17 protein-coding genes are annotated in these 20457 nt (G+C 69.1%); 4 read left to right on the top strand and 13 right to left on the bottom strand.

Features of this window, described 5'->3' with window-relative positions; genetic code table 11:
- The first annotated feature begins 138 nt into the window (after window positions 1–138).
- A complete protein-coding gene (locus H5407_RS16770) occupies window positions 139–1446 on the top strand; it encodes a CsgG/HfaB family protein (RefSeq protein ID WP_183105623.1) in 1308 nt (435 codons plus the stop codon).
- Window positions 1447–1552: 106 nt separating this feature from the next.
- On the opposite strand, the gene H5407_RS16765 is transcribed toward H5407_RS16770, so the two are convergent.
- The gene (locus tag H5407_RS16765; RefSeq protein WP_183105622.1) at window positions 1553–2458 is read right to left on the bottom strand and encodes a DMT family transporter; all 906 of its coding nucleotides are present in this window, start codon (window positions 2456–2458) and stop codon (window positions 1553–1555) included.
- A gap of 131 nt (window positions 2459–2589) precedes the next feature.
- Here H5407_RS16765 and H5407_RS16760 point away from each other — a divergent pair, with 131 nt between their 5' ends.
- Window positions 2590–3576, top strand: coding sequence for a quinone oxidoreductase (locus tag H5407_RS16760; RefSeq protein ID WP_183105621.1), 987 nt, complete (start codon window positions 2590–2592; stop codon window positions 3574–3576).
- 31 nt (window positions 3577–3607) lie between these two features.
- Here the strand turns inward: H5407_RS16760 and H5407_RS16755 are convergent, their stop codons facing one another.
- The 3 genes from H5407_RS16755 to lspA all read right to left on the bottom strand — a co-directional run bounded on the left by H5407_RS16755 (window position 3608) and on the right by lspA (window position 6666).
- A complete protein-coding gene (locus H5407_RS16755) occupies window positions 3608–5152 on the bottom strand; it encodes an ATP-binding protein (RefSeq protein ID WP_183105620.1) in 1545 nt (514 codons plus the stop codon).
- 65 nt (window positions 5153–5217) lie between these two features.
- The gene (locus H5407_RS16750) at window positions 5218–6063 is read right to left on the bottom strand and encodes a DUF2189 domain-containing protein (protein WP_183105619.1); all 846 of its coding nucleotides are present in this window, start codon (window positions 6061–6063) and stop codon (window positions 5218–5220) included.
- Between the two features lie 105 nt (window positions 6064–6168).
- On the bottom strand, window positions 6169–6666 hold the full coding sequence (gene lspA / locus H5407_RS16745; protein WP_183105618.1) for a signal peptidase II: 498 nt from the start codon (window positions 6664–6666) through the stop codon (window positions 6169–6171).
- Window positions 6667–6835: 169 nt separating this feature from the next.
- Here lspA and H5407_RS16740 point away from each other — a divergent pair, with 169 nt between their 5' ends.
- Window positions 6836–7342, top strand: a complete 507-nt coding sequence (locus tag H5407_RS16740) for a DUF1269 domain-containing protein (RefSeq protein ID WP_183105617.1) — start codon at window positions 6836–6838, stop codon at window positions 7340–7342.
- Between the two features lie 55 nt (window positions 7343–7397).
- On the opposite strand, the gene H5407_RS24700 is transcribed toward H5407_RS16740, so the two are convergent.
- From H5407_RS24700 to H5407_RS16695, 9 genes are all read right to left on the bottom strand, one after another.
- Window positions 7398–8414, bottom strand: a complete 1017-nt coding sequence (locus H5407_RS24700) for a S41 family peptidase (protein ID WP_183105616.1) — start codon at window positions 8412–8414, stop codon at window positions 7398–7400.
- A 174-nt stretch (window positions 8415–8588) separates the two neighbouring features.
- Window positions 8589–11435, bottom strand: a complete 2847-nt coding sequence (ileS, locus tag H5407_RS16730) for an isoleucine--tRNA ligase (protein WP_183105615.1) — start codon at window positions 11433–11435, stop codon at window positions 8589–8591.
- A 110-nt stretch (window positions 11436–11545) separates the two neighbouring features.
- On the bottom strand, window positions 11546–12568 hold the full coding sequence (locus tag H5407_RS16725) for a bifunctional riboflavin kinase/FAD synthetase (protein ID WP_183105614.1): 1023 nt from the start codon (window positions 12566–12568) through the stop codon (window positions 11546–11548).
- Between the two features lie 47 nt (window positions 12569–12615).
- Complete coding sequence (locus tag H5407_RS16720; protein ID WP_183105613.1) at window positions 12616–14433, bottom strand: response regulator; 1818 nt, start codon at window positions 14431–14433, stop codon at window positions 12616–12618.
- 230 nt (window positions 14434–14663) lie between these two features.
- Window positions 14664–15395 carry a pseudouridine synthase gene (locus H5407_RS16715; RefSeq protein WP_183105612.1) on the bottom strand — a complete coding sequence of 244 codons (732 nt, stop codon included), beginning with the start codon at window positions 15393–15395 and terminating at the stop codon, window positions 14664–14666.
- Between the two features lie 7 nt (window positions 15396–15402).
- Window positions 15403–16371, bottom strand: coding sequence for a P1 family peptidase (locus H5407_RS16710; protein WP_183105611.1), 969 nt, complete (start codon window positions 16369–16371; stop codon window positions 15403–15405).
- Between the two features lie 4 nt (window positions 16372–16375).
- Complete coding sequence (locus tag H5407_RS16705; RefSeq protein ID WP_183105610.1) at window positions 16376–16942, bottom strand: DUF3617 domain-containing protein; 567 nt, start codon at window positions 16940–16942, stop codon at window positions 16376–16378.
- A 47-nt stretch (window positions 16943–16989) separates the two neighbouring features.
- A complete protein-coding gene (locus H5407_RS16700; protein ID WP_183105609.1) occupies window positions 16990–18099 on the bottom strand; it encodes an acyl-CoA dehydrogenase family protein in 1110 nt (369 codons plus the stop codon).
- An 18-nt stretch (window positions 18100–18117) separates the two neighbouring features.
- Window positions 18118–19317 (bottom strand): acyl-CoA dehydrogenase family protein, encoded by a 1200-nt coding sequence (locus H5407_RS16695; protein WP_183105608.1) that lies wholly within the window; start codon window positions 19315–19317, stop codon window positions 18118–18120.
- Window positions 19318–19483: 166 nt separating this feature from the next.
- Here H5407_RS16695 and H5407_RS16690 point away from each other — a divergent pair, with 166 nt between their 5' ends.
- Complete coding sequence (locus H5407_RS16690) at window positions 19484–20440, top strand: isoaspartyl peptidase/L-asparaginase family protein (RefSeq protein WP_183105607.1); 957 nt, start codon at window positions 19484–19486, stop codon at window positions 20438–20440.
- Window positions 20441–20457: the final 17 nt, after the last annotated feature.

Raw genomic sequence — 20457 nt, 5'->3', positions numbered from 1 at the left:
CCACGGATTGGGGAGATCGTTACCGCCGGTAACGCCTTCACAATGACCGCTTCGCGCAAGCCGGCATGGCTTGGCGACAATGCGCCGCCCTTGATCCTTCAGCGATCCGGGCACCAATTGCGGAGGTATGGGATTCCCATGAAATCGAAGATCGCCCTGGCCCTGACGGGCCTCCTGGCAGGCCTGCACCTGGCGCCTGCATTTGCCGAAGAAACCAGCTCGCAGGTCGAGAAGTGCAACCAGAAGCTGGGCGTGATGGCCGTGGCGGAGCCGCAGGCGGGCTGGAGCCACCTGTCGCAGTACGGCCTGGGTTCGCCTTCTGCGCTGCTGCGCATGATGGTCCAGCAGTCGGGCTGCTTCGACGTGGTCGAACGCGGGGTGGCCATGCAGAACCTGCAGCAGGAGCGCGCCCTGGCCCAGGGCGGTGACCTGCGCCAGGAATCCAATGTGGGCAAGGGCCAGATGCAGGCGGCGGACTTCGTGATGACGCCCAATGTGCAGGTCGGTGCCTCGACCACGGGGGGCATCGGTGGCGCGCTGCTGGGCCGCGTGGGCGGTGTGTTCGGCGCCATCGCCGGCAACCTCAAGTTCCGCGAGGCCTCCACCAGTCTGCTGATCGCCGATGTGCGTTCCAGCATCCAGGTGGCCGCCGCTGAGGGCAAGGCCACCAAGACCGACTTCGGCATTGGCGGCTGGGGCTATGGCGGGGCCCTGGTGGGCCTGGGTGGTTACACCAGCACGCCCGAGGGCAAGATGGTGGCAGCCAGCTTCCTGGACAACTACAACACCATCGTCAAGACCATCCGCGACCAGCCCAATCTGATTCGCACCAGCAGTGCCGCCGGTGACGCCAACGCGGCAGCCTCGACCAAGGCCGAGGCACCGCAGCCGGCCGGCCAGACCCTCTGCCCCAAGATCGGCAACGTCAAGGCCTATGCCAACGCGGCCAGGGACGCCAAGGTCGTGGCCTCCATTCCCAAGGGTGAGGAACTGATCGCGTCGGGCGAGGTCAAGAACGGCTTCGTCTATGTGGACGCCGCCAACTTCAGCGGCTGGGTTCAGCGTACTCTGGTGGGCGCCTGCGGCGGCCATGTCTCTGCCGCGCCCCTGCCGGTCAACAGCACGCCGCCCGCGGCCACGGGCATCTTCGGTTCCTTCGCTGGCTCCTTCGCGGGGCCCGAGCAGGGCACCTTCAATGTGGTGGTCACGCCCGGTGCCGGCGGCATGGGCGTGGTCAGCGGTGGCGGCGTCTCCAACCAGACGGGTGCCTTCAGCGTCAGCGGCACCGTGGCTGCCAGCGGTCGCATGAACATGACGGCCTCCGGCTCGGCTGGCTCGGCCGTCTATCAGGGTTTCCTGGACGGCAACACCGGCGCCCTCAGCGGCACCTGGCATTACGCCCACCGCTCGACGCCCTCTGGCAGCTTCGGCGGCCAGCGCCAGTAAGCGGTAGCCCCGCTCTACCCTTGCCCGGCGCCCGGCTCAGCGGCGCCAGAACATGACAGCGACATGGCGCTGGGCAGGCTGGCAGCTGCAGGCGCTGGAAGTCCGCTCAGCGGCGCGCGGACACCACGATGCCCGCCGCGATCAGCGCGAAGGCCGCCCCATGGAACCACTGGGGCCATTCCCCCAGCAGTGCAGCCGACATCAGCGCCGCGAACACCGGCGTGAGATTGCCGAAGAAGGCGGCCACGGCCGGCCCGGCCTGCGTCACCCCCAGTCCCCAGCATCTGTAGGCCAGCAGCGAGGGCCCCAGCGCCACGTAGAGCAGGGCCAGGGCAAGACCTGACCCCCACGCCACGGGCTGTGTCGACAGCAGCTGCTCCGCGCCGGCCGACACCCCCGCGAATCCCAGCCCGAAGACCAGCTGTGCCATCAGCAGGGAAGCCCAGTCCCAGTGGGGCCGCTGCTCACCTTGCATGTGGGCCGGCGGCCGCGCCAGCAGCCAGCTGTAAACCGCCCAGCTGAAAACGGCCAGCAGCATCAGCAGGTCGCCATCGACGAAATGCACCTCGCGCAACGTTTGAAGGCTGCCGCGGCTGAGCACCAGGGCCACGCCCAGCAGGGACAGCAGGGCGCCCAGCAACTGCCGGTGGCCCGGCCGCACGCCGTGCAGCAGCATGCCCACCCCCAGCATCCACAGCGGCAGGCTGGCCGCGATCAGGGTGACGTTGAGCGGCGTGGAGCTATGCAGGGCCTGGTACTGCAGGGCGTTGTAGCAGCCCATGCCCAGAAAGCCCGTGAGGGCGAAGTAGCGCCAGCGCTGGCGCAGGGCAGCACGCTCGGCCCACAGCGGCCGGGCCAGGGGCAGCAGGACGAGGAAGGCCAGCAGCCAGCGCAGGAAATTCAGGGTCAGCGGCGCAATGGCCCCGGCCGCCCAGCGGCCCACCACCGCATTGCCGGCCCACATCAGGGGCGGCAGGGTCAGCATCAGGGCGAGCTTGGGGCTGAGCTTCATGGGAGGTCACGGTCCGGCATGCGGCACAAGGGTGCAAAGGCTGGCACGATAGCGGAAGCAACTTGTCGCCGCGCTGACAAGGCCAAGGTCAGCCGGCGCGGCATTCCTGCCACCGCATGAAGGAGAAACCGATGTCCCAGGAACAGGTCGTTCGCATTGCCCAGCCGGGCGGGGCCGAAGTGATGCAGCTGGAGCGTATGGAGGTCGGCGCGCCCGGCCCCGGCGAAGTGCGGGTCCGTCACGCCTTCTGCGGGCTTAACTACATCGACATCTACCACCGCAGCGGCGTCTACCCCCTGCCCATGCCCTCCGGTCTGGGCATGGAGGGCTCGGGCGTCGTGGAGGCGGTGGGCGAGGGCGTGCGCCACCTGGCCGAGGGCGACCGCGTGGCCTATGCCAGCCAGCCCGTGGGCGCCTATGCCACGGCGCGCGTGATGCCGGCGCGCTGCGTGGTCCGCCTGCCTGATGGCATTGACCTGGACACCGGCGCGGCCATGATGCTCAAGGGCCTCACCGTGCAATACCTACTGCGCAAGACCCTGCCCCAGGGCGGCCTGCAGGCTGGCGACACCGTGCTCTTCCATGCGGCGGCCGGTGGCGTGGGCCTGATCGCCTGCCAGTGGGCTCGCCACCTGGGACTGAAGCTGATCGGCACGGCCGGCAGCGACGAAAAATGCGAGCTCGCCCGTCAACACGGCGCGGCCCATGTCATCAACTACCGCTGCGAAGACTTCGCGGCCCGTGTCAAGGAGCTCACCGAGGGCCGCGGCGTCAAGGTCGTCTACGACTCCGTGGGCGCCGACACTTGGGCCGGCTCCCTGGCCTGCCTGAGCACCTTCGGCCTGATGGTCAGCTTCGGCAATGCCTCGGGCGTGGTGCCGCCTGTGAACCTGGCCAGCCTCTCGGCCAACTCCCTGTACCTGACACGCCCCGTGCTCTTCGCCCACCTGGCGACCCGCGAGGGTACCCAGGCCATGGCCGACGACCTTTTCGATGTGGTCGGCAAGGGCGTGGTGCGCATCCCCATCGGGCAGCGCTACGCCCTGGCGGAGGTGCAGCGGGCTCACCGCGAGCTGGAGGCCCGCACGACCGCGGGCTCGGGCCTGCTGGTGATCTGATCGAAGCCAGGCCCCAGGGCCGGCCGGTGCTTCAGGCGCTGGCGGCTTCTGCCCGGGGCTCGGTCCCGGTCTCGCGGGCCACCGGCAGCCGGATCTCGAAGCTGAAGCAGGAACCCGTGCCGGGCTGGCTCTCCACCTGGACCTGCCCGTCCATCAGCCCCACCAGGCGCTGCACGATGGTCAGGCCCAGGCCCGTGCCGCCGTAGCGCCGGGTGATGCTACTGTCCGCCTGACTGAAGGGCGCGAAGATGTGGCGGATCTGGTCCGCCGTCATGCCGATGCCGGTGTCATGCACCGAAAAGCGCAGCCGCACGCCTTGCGCGGCCGGATCCGGGGGGTGCCCGTTCTCCTCCTCGGGCAGCTGGATCACCTCCAGTCGCACCTCCCCGCGCTCGGTGAACTTCAGCGCATTGCCCACGAGGTTGACCAGCACCTGGCGCAGCCTCAGGGCATCGCCCACCAGAGCCGCGGGCACGCCGGGCTGCACCAGGGCGTGCAGGCGTATGCCCTTCTCGTGGGCCTGCAGCAGCAGGGGGTGAAGGGATTCCTTGAGGCAGTCGTGCAGGGCAAAGGGCCGATGCTCGATCTGCACGCGGCCGGCCTCGATCTTGGCCACGTCCAGCAGGTCGTTGATGATGACCAGCAGGCCCTTGGCCGAGCTGTGGGCCAACTCGATGAAGCGGCGCTGGCGATCGTCCAGGGCCGTCTGCAGCACGAGCTCGGTCAGGCCCAGCACGCCGTTCATGGGCGTGCGGATCTCGTGGCTCATATTGGCCAGGAAGGCACTCTTGGCCTGGCTGGCTGCCTCGGCGGCCTGGCGGGCAGCTTCCAGCGCGGCCTGCGTGGCCTTGAGGTCGCCGATGTCGCGGGCGTTGAGCTGCATGACCAGGTCGCCTGTCACCGGATCGCGCATGGGCCGGGCGTCCAGGCTGTGCCAGCGCCTGCCACCGGCGGTATTGAGCTCCAGGTCCGCCGCGAAGGTCTGGCCGCGCTGGACCTGGGCCAGGATGCGGCGGCCGACCTCGGCGTCGGGGAAGAGGCTGCTGAAGCTGCTCTGGCCCCGGTCCTTGGGCAGGCCGGTGAAGCAGGCGGCGGCAGCCGGGTTGCGCATCAGGAAATTGCCGTCGCGCAGGGACACCATGGCGATGCGCACCGAGGTGTGCTGCAGGGCCTCCACGCCGCGCAGCACGGATTTGTCGGAGGCGCTGGAGAGGGAGTCCACGGCGAAGAGCATCACTTGGCGCCCGTCCGGTGCGCGGATGCCGCGCGAGGCCAGAAGCACCGTCACCGGCTGGCCCTTGGGATAGAGCGTCCACTGCTCCCGCACGATCTTGCCCAGGGCATGGTCTGTGGCGGTGATGGCCAAGCGTGTGCGCACGGCTTCGGAGCTGTCGGCATGGTCGCGGGCCAGGAACTCCTCGGCACTCTCGGCCTGCCAGAAGCTCAGCGCGGCGGCGTTGGCCCAGAGATTGCGCTGGCCCTGCTGGTCGAAGACCCACATGGGGACGTCGAGCCAGTCAAAGTGGGGCAGGCAGGCAAAGTCGAGCATGTCGGGTGAGGGGGGCTTGCGGCGCATTTTGACCTGACTTGTGACCCGACTCGTGGCGCGCACACCCTGCAATTCACGGCCTTGCGTGTCGCTCAGGAGTCTGCTACGGCAGCACGGTAGGCGTGCCAGCTGGCATGACCCAGCACCGGCCCCACCACCAGCAGGCCCAGGAAGCCCGGCAGCAGCGCCAGCACCACCAGCACGACCACCAGGGCGCCCCACCAGAGCATCACGCCGGTCTGGGTGAGCACCAGGCGTAGGCTGGTCAGGCCGGCGGTGACGGCGTCCACCTGCTGGTCCAGCATCATGGGGATGGAGATGACACTGACGGCGTAGATCAGGCCCGCGAATAGGGCCCCCACGGTAAGGTAGGTGGCGATGAAGCCGAAGTTCTCGGGCTCCAGCAGCTTGGAGAGCGAACCGGCGAAATCGGGCATGCCGTCGAAGCTGACCGCGAAGATCACCAGCGAGGCCCGGCCCCACAGCATCTCCAGGATCAGCAGCACGCCGCCGAAGATGGCCATCTGGCCCATGTGGCTGTCCCAGGCTGTGAGGGAGTCGCCCAGGTCGGGCTTCTCGCCGCGCTCCAGGCGCATGGAGACCTGGTACAGGCCCATGCACAGGAACGGGCCCATGAGCAGGAATCCGGCCGAGAGCGCCAGGGTGTAGGCCGGGGCGTTCTGGTAGACCTTGAGCAGGCCCCAGCCCATCAGCACGAAGCACAGGCCGTAGAAGAGACCGATGCCGGGGTGGCGGCAGAAGTCCTTCCAACCCAGGCGCAGCCAGTGCAGGGGCTGGCTCCAGCTCAGGGTGTTGAGCTGCAGGTGGAAGGGTGAGACCGCCACGGCCTCGGTGGCGGGTGCGGCTTGATCCGGATCAGGCGTGCGGGCTGGCGGGCGCGATTCGGGCGCCGGCTCCTGCGCCAGGGGGTGGCTCATGGCTGTCTCCTTCTGCCGCCAAGGCTAGAGGGAGGCGCGGGGCGCGTCAGCGGGCCTTTCCCTAGGAGCGTCGCCTGATCTGCATCAAGCCTGCGTACGCGCTGCTCAGCCGCGCCGCACCCGGCGCAACTCGTCCAGGATCAGCAGCGCGGCGCCCACGGAGATGGCGCTGTCAGCCACGTTGAAGGCCGGGAAGGTCCACTGGTTCTGGTAGTGGATGGAGATGAAGTCCACCACATAGCCGTGCAGCAGGCGGTCGATGACGTTGCCGACGGCCCCGCCCAGGATCAGCGACAGTGCCGTGGCGAACAGCGTCTGGTGCCCGTGCCTGCGCAGCAGCCACAGGATGAAGCCCGTGGCCACGGCGCCCAGGCCCACGAAGAACCAGCGCTGCCAGCCACCCGCCCAGGCCAGGAAGCTGAAGGCCGCGCCGGTGTTGTGCCAGCGCACGATGTTGAAGAAGGAGGTGACGGGGCGGCTGTCGCCGAGCTGGAAGCTGCCCAGGATCAGCACCTTGGTGAACTGGTCGGCCAGGATCACCAGCAGGGCGATCGCCAGCCATTGGATCAGGCGCGGGGAAGCGGAGGAGGTGGCCATGGGCATGTGCGGTTCGGGAGCAGGGCGCTACTGTAGCCGGTCCGGCAGGTCACCCGCACCGGGCACGCGGGCTGCCGGCTTGAGGTTTGTCAGGCCCCGGGGCCCGGACTAGATTGGTGATCAGGGGGCAGTCCGCCAGCCCGCCGGGCCGGGGCGTCCCGACAAGGAGCGCCACATGCGCAAGAGGATCTACTGGATGCTGCCCGACCTGGACTGCGCCCGCCGCTGCATGAACGACCTGTTGCTGGCCCGCATCGCGGCGCCGCAGATCCACTTCATGGCCCGGGAAGGCGCCGAGATGGGTGGATTGCAGGCTGCCAGTCTGCTGCAGACCTCGGACCTGGTCGAGTCGGCCGAGACCGGCCTGCTGGTGGGCGCTGGCCTGGGCGCGGCCGCGGGCGTGGTGGCGGCCTACAGCCTGGAGGCTGCCGTGCCGGCCGGCCTGGTGGTGGCCTTGGCCGCCCTGGGCGCGGTGCTGGGAACCTGGTTCTGCAGCATGATCGGCAGTTCCACGCCCAGCCGGCGACTGCGCCGTTTCGAGCAGGGACTGGCAGCCGGTCAATACCTGCTGATGGTGGACGTGCCGCGCGGCCGCGTGGCGGAGATCGAGGCCTTGCTGGACGCCGCTCACCCCGAAGCCAGTTTCCAGGGGCACGAGCCCAATGTGCCCGTGTTTCCCTGAGGGGACCTGCTGAGCGCGGCGTGCCGACAAGGACGGGCCTCGCGATGGCGAGGCCTCAGTCTTTGTCGCAGCCCTGCGCCAACCATCGGCTGGCGGCCACGGGGGCCTGTTCTTCGCCGGGTACATCGGGCTGCAGCGACCCCTGGATGGGCACTCCGCTGCGCGTGAGCACCCGGCTGGTGGTCAGGGCCAGCAGGCCGCCATTGGACAGGGGCGCGACGATATTGCCCGTCGTGTAGCCAGCCGTGGCCTTGCCGAAGCTGCGCCAGCGGCTCCGGCCCTGGGCGGCGACGGCCACCATCTCGCCCGAGCTCGCCGTCATCGGGCCGATCAGCACCGCGACGCGGCCCGTGTAGGGGCGGTAGTCCAGGCCCTGCTCATGGGGCCAGCGTTGGCCCAGTAGGGCGCTGACATCCTCCAGCGTCACGGGCTGGTCGGGCCCCCGCCGGGACCGGAAGCCCAGCAGCGCCTGTTGCGGCGAAGGTTCCAGCAAGGGCGCCACGCCCATGAGCATCGGATACATATTGCCGCCCTGGTTCTTGCGCAGGTCCAGCATCAGGCCGCAGGGTGAGCGTGCCATGGCTGCCACCGTGGCCGCGCGGATGGCCAGTGCGGCCGCCCGGCTGCGCTCGGTGTCCAAGGCCCCGAAAGCGTCGAGGATCAGCACCGGCCAGCGACCCTCCTGCGCGACACGTATCGGCACCGGTTCCGGACGCGGTCCCGCGTTGGCAGCGGCACCCTTGGCGGACATGAGCCGCCGCGCCTGCTCCGGCGGCTGGTAGCTGGTGTGAGGATCGCCCAGGGCCTGCACCAGACTCGCCAGCTCCTCGTCAAGCTGACTCATGCTGGGTGCGCGCGCCAGCCGCTGGTGAGCGGCCCGGCGCAGGGCTTCCCAGTCCCGGGCCGGCGTGAGCAGAGCTTCGTCGCGCAGCAGCTGCACGGCTTCGTCCAGGGCCTGCTCGGCGCCTGGTTCCAGGGGCTCCGGCTTGCCCAAGGCCAGCCAGAAGCCCGCTACGGGCAGGAGGAAGACCCACAGAGGGACCAGCAGCAGCTGGTGCATTTCCTTGCTCACGAGGGCGGCCTTTCTTGCTGGATCCCCGGCCAAGAGTCCGCTGATTCTGAGCAGGGCTCGACGACCCATCGGCCCCGACCCCGCGAGCAGCGTGCGCCAGCCGCCCAACGAAAAGCGCCCCGGATCGACCGGGGCGTTTGCTTGCGAGCGGCGCCCGGCGGGGTCGCTTCTTGGTCAGGCGATGTGGCGCAGCTCACCGCTGCCATGCAGATTGCTGTGGCAGCGGCCGCACAGGCCAGGGTGCTCGGCGATGCTGCCCACGTCCTCGCGGTAGTGCCAGCAGCGCTCGCACTTGGCATGGGCGGTCGGCGTCACGGTGACGCTCAGCTCGGGCGCGGCCTCGATGCGGGCCGCCGAGGTGATCAGCACGAATTTCAGGTCATCGCCCAGAGACTGCAGCAGGGTCAGGTCTTGCTCGGCGGCGCCGATCACGACTTCGGCCTGCAGCGAGGCGCCCACCAGGCCCTGGCCGCGCACGTCCTCGATGGCTTTGTTGGTCAGCTCGCGGATCTCGCGGATGCGGTTCCACTTGGCCAGCAGGCCGGCGTCCGGGGTCTCGAAGGTCCAGTAGGTCTCGGTGAAGATGGTTTCGCCGCCGTTGAAGACCTGCCAGGCTTCCTCGGCCGTGAAGCTCAGGAAGGGTGCCATCCAGCGCAGCATGGCGTTCGTGATGTGCCACAGCGCGGTCTGGGCGGAGCGGCGGGCCACGCTCTTGGGGGCCGTGGTGTAGAGGCGGTCCTTGAGCACGTCCAGGTAGAAGGCGCCCAGGTCCTCGGAGCAGTAGACCTGCAGCTTGGCCACGACCGGATGGAATTCGTAGCGCTGGTAGTGCGCCAGGATCTCGGCCTGGAATTCGGCGGCACGGGCCAGGGCGTAGCGGTCGATCTCCAGCAACTGGTCCTGCGGCAGGGCCTCGGTCGCGGCGTCGAAGTCCGACACATTGGCCAGCAGGAAGCGCAGGGTGTTGCGGATGCGGCGGTAGCCATCGACCACGCGGGCGAGGATCTTGTCGTCGCCGGCGATGTCGCCGGAGTAGTCAGAGGCGGCCACCCACAGGCGGATGATCTCGGCGCCCAGCTTCTTGCTGGTGTCCTGCGGATCGACGCCGTTGCCCTTGGACTTGCTCATCTTGTGGCCCTTGCTGTCCACGGTGAAGCCGTGGGTCAGCAGGCCCTTGTACGGGGCGCGGCCGTTGAGGGCGCAGCTGATGAGCAGCGAGGAGTGGAACCAGCCGCGATGCTGGTCATGGCCTTCCAGGTAGAGGTCGGCCTCGGGGCCGCTCTCGTGCGCGGCACCGGCATGGCTGCCCTTGAGCACGTGCTGGAAGGTGGAGCCGGAGTCGAACCACACGTCCAGGATGTCGCTGCCCTTGCTGTAGTGCTCAGCCTCGGCTCCCAGCCATTCTGCGGGGTCCAGCTTGGCCCAGGCCTCGATGCCGCCGGCCTCGACCAGTTGGGCGGCGCGCTCGATGAACTGCAGGGTCTGCGGGTGCGGCTGGCCGCTGTCCTTGTGCAGGAAGATGGGCAGGGGAACACCCCAGCTGCGCTGGCGCGAGATGCACCAGTCGGGCCGGCCGGCGATCATGTCGTGCAGGCGGGTCTTGCCGTTCTCGGGGTAGAAGCTGGTCTGCTCGATGGCCTCCAGCGCGGTCTGACGCAGGGTTTTCTCGGCCTTGTCCACGGTGAACACGCCGTCGCCCTCGTCCATGCGCACGAACCACTGCGCGGCCGCACGGTAGATCACCGGCGACTTGTGGCGCCAGCAGTGCGGGTAGCTGTGCGTCAGCTTGCTGTGCGCCATCAGGCGGCCGGCATTCTGCAGGGCCGTGGCGATCACGGCGTTGGCCTTCCAGATGTGCTGGCCGGCGAACAGGGGCAGCTCGGCGGCATAGACGCCGTTGCCCTGCACCGGGTTCAGGATGTCCTTGAAGGCCAGGCCATGGGCGATGCAGCTCTGGAAGTCATCCAGGCCGTAGGCCGGGGCCGAGTGAACGACGCCGGTGCCGTCCTCGGCGGTGGCGTAGTCGGCCAGGTAGACCGGGCTCTCGCGGTCAAAGCCCGGGTCCACATGGGCCAGGGGATGCTTGAACTTCAGCAGCTCCAACTGGCGGCCTTGCGTGACGGCGACGGTCTCGCCCTCCAACTGCCAGCGGGCCAGGCACTTCTCGACCAGGGCCTCGGCCACGACGAAGAAGCCGCGCTCGGTCTTGACGAGGGCGTAGGGCAGTCCGGGGTTGAGGTTGAGGGCCTGGTTGGCGGGGATGGTCCAGGGCGTGGTGGTCCAGATCACCGTGAAGGCGTCGCGGTCCAGCGCGGGCAGGCCGAAGGCGGCTGCCAGCCGAGCCGGCTCGGCGCACAGGAAGGCCACGTCCACGGCGGGGGACTGCTTGTCGGCGTACTCGATCTCGAACTCGGCCAGCGAGGAGCCGCAGTCGAAGCACCAATAGACGGGCTTGAGGCCGCGGTAGACGAAGCCGCGCTCGAACAGGCGCTTGAGCACGCGGATCTCGCCGGCCTCGTTCAGGAATTCCATGGTGCGGTAGGGATGGTCCCAGTCGCCCAGAACGCCCAGGCGCTTGAAGTCGGCGCGTTGCTGGTCGATCTGCTCGGCGGCATAGGCGCGGCTCTTGGCCTGCACCTCGTCGCGCGGCAGGCCGCGGCCGTAGGTCTTCTCGATCTGGTTCTCGATGGGCAGGCCGTGGCAGTCCCAGCCGGGGATGTAGGTCGCGTCGAAGCCTTCCAACTGGCGGGCCTTGACGATCATGTCCTTGAGGATCTTGTTGACGGCGTGACCCATGTGGATCTGGCCGTTGGCATAGGGCGGGCCGTCGTGCAGCACGAACTTGGGTTTGCCGCAGCGGGCGTCACGCAGCTTTTTGTAGATGCCTTGCTCTTCCCAGTTCTTCACCCAGCCCGGCTCGCGCTTGGGCAGGTCGCCGCGCATGGGGAAGGGAGTGTCGGGCAGGTTCAGGGTGGAACGGTAGTCGGGTGCGGCGGCGTCAGGCTTGGCGGTGTCGGTCATGGCAGCAATCGGGCGGGGCCGCTGGTCAGGGGAGCAGTCGGCGGGCAGTGGGAGCGCCGGGGCGCGGCGCGTGGGGCGTCAGGGCAGGGATCCCTGAGTGCGGGCCCGCGTCAAATTCGATCGCGGGTGGTCTGGCGGCGCATCGAGGCGTGGGTGGCCAGGAAGGCGCGAGCCTGCTCGACATCGCGGGCGATGGCCTGGGTCAGGGCGTCCAGCCCGTCGAATCGGGCTTCGTCACGCAGTTTGTGCAGCAGTTCCACGCGCACGAGTTTACCGTAGGCCCCGTCGGGCCCCAGCGTCGCGGGCCAGTCCAAGCAGTGGACCTCCAGCAGCACGCGGCCGGCGTCCTCCACCGTGGGGCGCACGCCCAGGCTGGCCACGCCGTCCAGCGGCTCCTTGGTCAGGCCATGGGTGCGCACGGCGTAGATGCCCATCGCGGCCGGCTTGGCGTGCGAGAAGCGCAGGTTCAGGGTGCGGAAGCCATCGGCCGCGCCGGTCCGGGATTCACCCAACTGGCGGCCCAGCTTCTGGCCATGGATCACATGGCCGGAGATGGCGTAGGGCCGGCCCAGCAGGCGCTCGGCGTCCTCCATGCGGCCTTCGGCCAGGGCCTCGCGCACGGCCGAGCTGCTGACGCGCAGGCCGTGCACCTCGTAGCTCATCATGCGAGCGACATCGAAGCCCAGGCGTTGGCCGGCGGCGTCCAGGGTGGCGTAGTCGCCCTGGCGCTTGGCTCCGAAGCGGAAGTCGTCACCTACCAGCACATAGCGCGCGCCCAGGCCCTGCACCAACACCTGTTGGATGAAGTCCTGCGCGGGCAGGGAGGCCAGGCGCTCGTCGAAGCGCAGCACCACGACCTGGTCGATGCCGCAGCGTTCCAGCTCCTGGAGCTTGTCGCGCAGAGTAGCGATGCGGCTGGGAGCCAGCTCCGGTTTGCCCAGCCTGCGGGCGAAGAAGTCGCGAGGATGGGGCTCGAAGTTCAGCACGCAGGAGGGCAGGCCGCGGTGCTGGGCCTCCGAGCGCAGCAGGGCCAACATGGCCTGGTGGCCGCGATGGACGCCGTCGAAGTTGCCGATGGTGAGGGCACAAGCCGGGGCGATGCCCGGGTGATGGAAGCCGCGGAATACCTGCATGGCGGGCATTATCCGTGCGCGGCCGCCGGTTCCGCTGGGGAGGGCACTCAGGCCGGGACTTTGTCCTCGGTCCGCACATCGGCCGCCGGGTCGGTCTGGTCCGCCCGCCCGGCATGACGCACCACCAGCTCCAGCAGCTGCTGCATGTCGAAGGGCTTTTGCAAATAGCCGTCCATTCCGGCGGCAATGCAGCGCTCGAGGTCCTGAGGTGCGGTGCTGGCCGTCAGGGCGACGATGGGCGTGCGCGTGCGGCCCAGGCGGCCTTCCTCCGCGCGCCAGGCGGCCGTGGCCTCGTAGCCGTCGAGTTCGGGCATCAGGCAATCCATCAGCACCAGCTCGAAGGGCCCCTGGCGGAGCAGCTCCAGCGCCTGACGGCCGTTCTCGGCTTGCACGACGTCCACGCCGCAATGGTCCAGCATGGAGGCGGCCACCAGCAGGTTCACCGGGCTGTCATCGACCAGCAGCACCCGGCCCTGCAGGGCGGGCAACTGGGAGTCGCGCACCTCGACCTGCGCCTGGGCGGGGGTATCGCATGACTGCAGGGGCAGGGTCAGCTCGAACATCGAGCCCAGGCCGCGCCGCGAGCTGGCGCGCAGCTCGCCGCCCATGGCATGGGCCAGCTCGCGGGAGATGGTCAGGCCCAGGCCCGTGCTGTCGCGGTGCTGGCGCAGCTTGCCACCCAGTTGCTCGAAGGGGGCGAAGATGCGCTCCAGCTGGTCGGCCTCGATGCCGTCGCCTGTGTCGCGCACGGCAAAGCGCAGCAGCGGGCCGGTGCGCATGTCCTGCACCACGGCCACGCCCACGTCCACCGAACCCTGCTCAGTGAACTTGATGGCGTTGCCGACCAGGTTGTGCAGCACCTGCTTGATGCGTGAGGCGTCGGCCAGCACGTGGCTGGGCAGGCCCTCGGCCAGGCGGACGTTGAGCTGCAGGCCCTTCTCGCGGGCGGGGGTGGCGAGCAGGCGGCAGACCTCATCGACCGCATCGGCCAGATCCATGGGCGCGGGCTCGATGACCAGCTTGCCGGATTCAATGCGGGCCAGGTCCAGGATGTCGTTGACCAGGTTGAGCAGGTGGCGGCCGGAGCTGTGCACCACGCCCAGTTGCTCGCGCTGGCGTTCATCCAGCCTGGAACGCTCCAGCAGCTGCGTCATGCCCAGGATGCCATTGAGCGGTGTGCGGATCTCGTGGCTCATCACCGCCACGAAGCGGCTCTTGCTGGTGCTGGACTGCTGGGCGGAATGAAGGGCTTGCTGACGCTCCTCGGCCAGCTTGGCATGCTCGAAGCGCAGGCGCAGCAGCTCCAGGCGGCGGGCCTGCACACGCATGGACTCCGTCCAGGCCACCGAGAGGAAGATCAGCAGCCCCACGGCTGAAAGCCAGCCCTCGCGTGTATCGAGCAGGGCGTTGTAGGCCAGCGCAGGAGTGAAGACGATGCCTGAGAAGAGGGCGTTGGCGCGGAACTCGGCGCCCATGGAGAACAAGGACACTGCGGCCAGGCCGATCATGGAGGCCAGCACCAGGCCGTCAAGACCTGGCACCTCGGGCGTGTGGAAGCACCAGCCCATGGCGCTCCAGCTCAGGGCATCCAAGGCCAGCAGGGTGAAGTAGCGCTGGCGCCAGGCGCGTAGGCTGCCCAGGTTCTGCTGGGTCTGGCGGTAGCTGCGTACGTCCAGCGAGCGCAGCAGCGCCACGCACAGGCGTGCCCCCAGCCAGCCCAGCAGCAGGGATGCAGGCAGGTGGCCCCACAGCAGCAGGACTGGGCAGAAGCTGAAGGCGGCCCCGATGAGGATGGGCCGCAGGCTCAGCTCGTACAGCGAGCTGAGACGTTCGCGCTCGATTTGCGCTGCAATGTCCTGATCCAAGGACGGTATCCCTCGTGTGGCCCCGGCCGGTGCCCCGGGGTGCTCTTGTCGGTGTTCGTGGTCCGAGCGCAGCGCGCGCCGTGCCTGCAGCCGACCTCCTCCGAAGTCAGCGCGGCACACGCATCATTGCGGGCAGCGATTTGTAGCCCCAACAGGGCCGGCGGCGTGTAGGACGAACCCTCTATCCGCGGGGGGGTGGGCGAAGGCCGGACCGGTATCAGTGAAGGATCTCACGCAACGCCGGGCGCTCCCAGGATGGCCTCTGGGCCCGCAACCCAGCACCACTGTCCCTCCGCAAGATCAGCAGGCAGCACAAGGGCGCCGAACTGCGGCCGGTGCAGGCGCTCGACGCGGTTACTCACTGCAGCCATCATGCGTTTGACTTGGTGGTATTTGCCCTCGGCCAGCGTCAGGCGCACGCCATGCGTGCCCAGGGCCTCGGCGGCGAGGGCCTTCACCAGCTCGGGCTCGCGGTGCACCTTCAGTTCGTGCTCGTGCAGCTCCACGCCGGCCATCAGCCGCGCGAGTTGCTCGGCATCGACTGGATGCTTGCAGTGCGCCTCGTAGACCTTGGGCACATGGTGCTTGGGGCTGGTGAGCTTGTGGATCAGCGTGCCGTCGTCGGTCAGCAGCAGCAGCCCGGTGGTGTCCTCGTCCAGCCTGCCGACGGGCTGGACGCCGCGCTCGCGCAAGGGTGCGGGCAGCAGGCTCATCACGCTGGGGTGGTGACGGGGCTTCTGCGAGCACTCGTAACCGGCCGGCTTGTGCAGCATCACCAGGGCCTTTTCATGATAGGGCCAGGTCTTGCCATTGACCTCGAACTGGAGGCCCTGGGGGGTGAAATCGGCATCGGGGTCGTCCACGACTTCGCCGTGGATCTTGACCTCGCCGTGATGGATCAGACCGGCGCAGAGGCGGCGGCTGCCGAAGCCTTGGGAAAAAAGAATCTGGGACAAGCGCATCGCGGCATTATCCAAGCTCGCCGGCCGCGGGCAGACCAGGCAGGCCGCGGGCGGATTGCACGGCGTCCACCACCGCGGCGGCCAGCGCCTCGGCGGCCATCACGCCCAGGAGTCCCAGATCCGCCGGGCCCGAGGCACCGGTGGCCAGGCTGAAGACGATGTCGCCGTCACTGGGCTGGTGCACGGGATTGATGCTGCGCGCCAGGCCGTCGTGGGCGATCTGCGCCAGCTTGGTGGCCTGGGATTTGTCCAGCAAGGCATCGGTGGCGACCACGGCCAGCGTCGTGGCCGCGCCGGGCACGGGGCGGATGGGCTCGGCACCCTGGAGCAGGGCCTGCACGGTGCCGCGGGGGCGGCCGTCCTCGCCACGGGCGCCTGCGAGGATCCGCCCGCTGGCGGGATCGACGACATCGCCCACGGCGTTCACCACGGCCAGGGCGCTGAGCGTGGTCATGCCCACGCGCAGCGAGGCCTGCCCCAAGCCGCCCTTCATGGCCCATTGCGGGCCCAGCAGCTTGCCCACGGTCGCGCCGGCTCCGGCGCCCACGCTGCCGCGCGCTGCCGTGAGGCTGGCGGCTTCGCAGGCGGCATAACCGGCATCGGCATCAGGGCTCAGGGCCGGATCGCCCAGCCAGAGGTCGAAGATCACCGCCGCGGGCACGATGGGCACACGGGCCGGGCCCACGGCCAGGCCATGGCCGCGTTCGCGCAGCCAGCGCATCACGCCGCTGGCGGCATCCAGGCCGAAGGCGCTGCCGCCGCTGAGCAGCAGGGCATGGACCTGCTGCACGGTGTTCTCGGGGCGCAGCAGGTCGGTCTCGCGGCTGCCCGGGGCGGCTCCGCGCACGTCCACGCCGGCGGTCACGCCTTGCGGGCACAGGATCACGCTGCAGCCGGTGGGCCGCCGGCCATCCGTCCAGTGGCCCAGGCGCAGCCCGGCGACGTCGCAGAGATGCCCGCCCAGCGGTGCTGCCATGGGTTCAGGGGCGAGGCTTGTGCGGCTGGATGGTGCCGCAGTCGGCGCCCAGCCAGCGGCCTTCGCCGGTGATGGTCATGCTGCGGCCCTGGCGCTGGATGCTCAGCTTGCTGCTGTAGTGCTCGGCGCTGTCGAAGGTGAATTCGCCATCGCCTTCGGAGGCCGGATCGGTGCAAGTGAAATGGCTGCGCACGGTGTTGCCGCTGCGCGTGACCTGCTGCTTGCAGCGACCCTTGTCATCGACCGGCGGCTCGTGCCGCTCGGCCTGTTCCTTGCTGACGCAGGTCTTGATCGTGACAGTCCCGCCAGCGCCCATGTTCACCTGGACGCCATGCTGGGCCATCATCTGCTCCATCATCTGGCGCTTCTCGGGCGGCATGTTTGCCATGGCCTGGCGGGCCTGGTCCATCTTGGCCTGCTGGGCGGGATCCAGCTGCGGCTTTTGGGTCATCTCCCAAAGGCCGGGCTTCATGGCCGACTGCGCGGCGGCGCACAAGGGCAGGGTCAGCAGGGCGCCCACCAGGGCAGCAATCCTTGCACTGGGGGCACGGGGGCGGCGGATCGGCTTCATCGCGACTCCTCGAAGGGGTTGCGGGGCAGTGTAGTCCGCCGCCTGCCTCAGGCGAAGACCCCGGCCTGCTCCGTCATGCGTGCGCTGACCTCGGCCAGGTGGTGCAGGCCGTCGCCCCACTGCATCTCCATCACGGTGAGGCGCTTGAAGAAATGACTGGAGATGTATTCGTCCGTCACGCCGATGCCGCCGTGCAGCTGCGTGCACTGCTGGCCGACGAAGCGCATGGACTGGCTCAGCTGCAGCTTCACCTGCGCCAGCGCGCGGCGGCGCTGGGCGGGCGGCTCGCCCAGTTTCAGTGTGGCGTAGTAGCTCATGGAGCGAGCCAGCTCCAGCTGCATCTTGATGTCGGCCATGCGGTGGCGCAGGGCCTGGAAGCTGGCGATGGCCACGCCGAACTGCTTGCGGGTGTTGAGGTAGTCGGCGGTGAGGCGCACGAGGGCGTCCATGGCACCCACGGCCTCGGCGGCCTGCGCCGCGAGTGCGGTGTCTGCCGCCAGCTCCAGCAAGGCCTGGGCCGCTTCGCCCTGAGCGATGCGCTGGCCGGGCGTGGCCTGCAGCGTCAGCTCAGCGGCGGCCGAGCCGTCATGCAAGACATAGCCGCGGGTGAGCAGGCCCTGGGCCCCGGCCTCGACCAGGAACAAGGCCGGACCTTGCTCGTCCGTGGCCGGCACGATGAAGCCTTGCGCCTGCGCGCCCGCGCTGACCAGGCTCTTGACGCCGCTGAGCCGACCCTCACGAGCCTGCATCTGCCCCAGCCCCAGGCGGTAGCGCAGGCTGCGCTCCTGGTGGGCCAGCACCAGCAGGGTCTCGCCGCTGACGATGCGCGGCAGCCATTCATCCTGAAGGGCCTGCGGCGCCTGCGACAGCAGCAGCGGCGCCAGCAGGGCACCCTGCGCATAGGGCTCCAGCACCAGCCCGCGGCCCAACTCTTCCATCACCACCATGGCATCCACAGGCCCGAGGCCCAGGCCGCCCTGGGACTCTGGCACCTGCAGGCCCATGAGGCCCAGGCCGGTCAGGCCGTCCCAGGCGCCGCGGGAGAAGCCGCCCTCGCGGACGATGCGGCGGCGCTGCTCGAAGCCGTAGTCCTTCTCGACAAAGCGCTGCACGGCGTCGCGCAGGGCCTGCTGGTCTTCGCTGAAATCAAAATCCATGGATGTCTCCTGCGCGTCTCAGCCCAGCAGGGTCTGGGCGACGATATTGCGTTGCACCTCGTTGGAGCCGCCGTAGATGGTGGTCTTGCGGTGGTTGAGGTAGTGGCTGCTCAGCGAGGCGCAGTGCGCGGCGCCGCCGGGCCAGAGGCCGCCCAGGGTCTGGTCGCCCTGCCAGCCGGCCTCCATGGCCTCGTGGATGTAGGGCGTCGAGAAGGGGCCGCCGGCCAGCATCATCAACTCGGTGTAGCGCTGCTGGATCTCACTGCCGCGGATCTTGAGCAGCCCGGCCACGTCCAGCGACTGCTTGCCCGAGCTCTCGGCCGAGAGCACGCGCAGCACCATCATCTCCAGCGCGACGATGTCCACCTCCAGCAGGGCGATCTGGTCGCGGAAGCGGCTGTCCTCGTAGACGCCTTCCTGCCGGGCGATGCGCTTGAGCCGCTCCAGCTCCCGTTTGGCGCGGTTCACGTCGGCGATATTGGTGCGCTCGTGGGCCAGCAGGTACTTGGCATAGGTCCAGCCCTTGTTCTCCTCGCCGATCAGGTTTTCCACGGGCACGCGGACATTGTCGAAGAAGACCTCGTTCACCTCGTGCTCGCCGTCCAGCATGAGGATGGGGCGCACGGTGACGCCGGGAGACTTCATGTCGATCAGCAGAAAGGAGATGCCGGCCTGCGGCTTGACCTGGGTGTCGGTGCGCACAAGGCAGAAGATCCAGTCGCCGTACTGGCCCAGGGTGGTCCACGTCTTCTGGCCGTTGACCAGGTAATGGTCGCCCTGGCGCTCGGCTCGTGTCTTGACCGAGGCCAGGTCTGAGCCGGAGCCGGGTTCGCTGTAGCCCTGGCTCCACCAGACATCCCCGCTCATGATGCCGGGCAGGAAGCGCTGCTGCTGCTCCGGGCTGCCAAAGGCCATGATCACCGGCGCCACCATCACTGGGCCGAAGGGCACGACGCGCGGCGCGCCGGCCAGCGCGCATTCTTCTTCGAAGAGATGGCGCTGGATGGCGTTCCAGCCCGGGCCGCCGAAGCGCCGCGGCCAGGCCCAGCCATGCCAGCCCTTCCTGCCCAGGATGCGAGCCCAGCGCTGCAGGTCATCCTTGTGCAGGCGCTGGGCGCGGTGCACCTTGTCGCTGATGTCCTGGGGCAGGTTCTGGGCCACCCAGGCGCGGACCTCCGCGCGGAAGGCTTCCTGCTCGGCGGTGAAGGCCAGTTGCATTGATGTCTCCTTGCGCCGTCCGGCGGGCGACGCTTCGTCCAGTTTGTTTCGCCCCGACTTTTAGCACGGCCGTTCTTTTTCCCTTTGTCGAATGGGGGACAGCTGCGGCCTAGGGAATGCCCGGGCGTGATGGTCCGGGCCAGGCGGGGCCATCACAATGCAGGGCATGAACACCAAGCCTGCCATGCTGGCCATCCACGGGGGTGCCGGCACCATTCTTCGCCAGACCACCTCGCTGGAGACTGAGCAGGCCTATCTGCAGGCCTTGCGGGACATCCTGCGGGCCGGCGAGGTCTTGTTGGCCCAGGGTGCCACGGCGCTGGACGTGGTGCAGGCCTGCGTCTGCCTGCTCGAGGAGAACGAGCGCTTCAACGCCGGTCGTGGTGCTGTCTACACCGCAGCAGCCACCCACGAGCTTGACGCCAGCATCATGGAAGGCCATACCCGGCGCGCGGGTGCGGTGGCAGGGCTGCGTACAACGCGAAACCCCGTGCGGGCGGCCCGCGCGGTGATGGAGTTCAGTGGCCACGTGATGCTGATCGGCCCGGCGGCCGATGCCTTTGCCATGGCGCAGGGCCTGGAGCAGGTGGCGCCAGACTGGTTCGGCACGCCCCAGCGGCTGGCGCAGCTGCGGCGGGTGCAGGGTGAAGGCGGGGCGGCCATCCTGGATCATGACGGCGCCCAGTGCCCGGCGCCTCTGGACGAACGCCAGAAATTTGGCACCGTGGGTGCCGTGGCCCTGGACGCACACGGCCGGCTCGCCGCGGCCACCTCCACTGGCGGCATGACCAACAAGAAGCCGGGGAGGGTCGGCGATTCGCCCATCCTGGGCGCGGGTTGCTATGCCGACGACACCGTGGCCATCTCCTGCACCGGCACCGGTGAGGCCTTCATGCGCAGCGTGGCGGCCCATGAGGTCTCGGCCCAGATGCGCTACCTGGGTCGCAGCCTGGAAGCTGCCTGTGAGGACGTGGTGGGCGAGCGCTTGCCTGCGGTGGGCGGGCAGGGCGGGCTGATCGCGGTCTCGCACAAGGGCGAGCTGTGCCTGCCCTTCAACACCGAGGGCATGTACCGCGGCTGGGTCCGCTTGGGAGAAGCGGCTCAGGCACGGATCTTCCGCTGATGCCAGGGGCGGGGAAC

Source organism: Mitsuaria sp. WAJ17 (assembly GCF_014174515.1).
GTDB lineage: Bacteria > Pseudomonadota > Gammaproteobacteria > Burkholderiales > Burkholderiaceae_C > Roseateles_B.
Note: the sequence above shows the minus strand (reverse complement) of the source record. Positions and strands in the feature narration are given on the sequence as shown.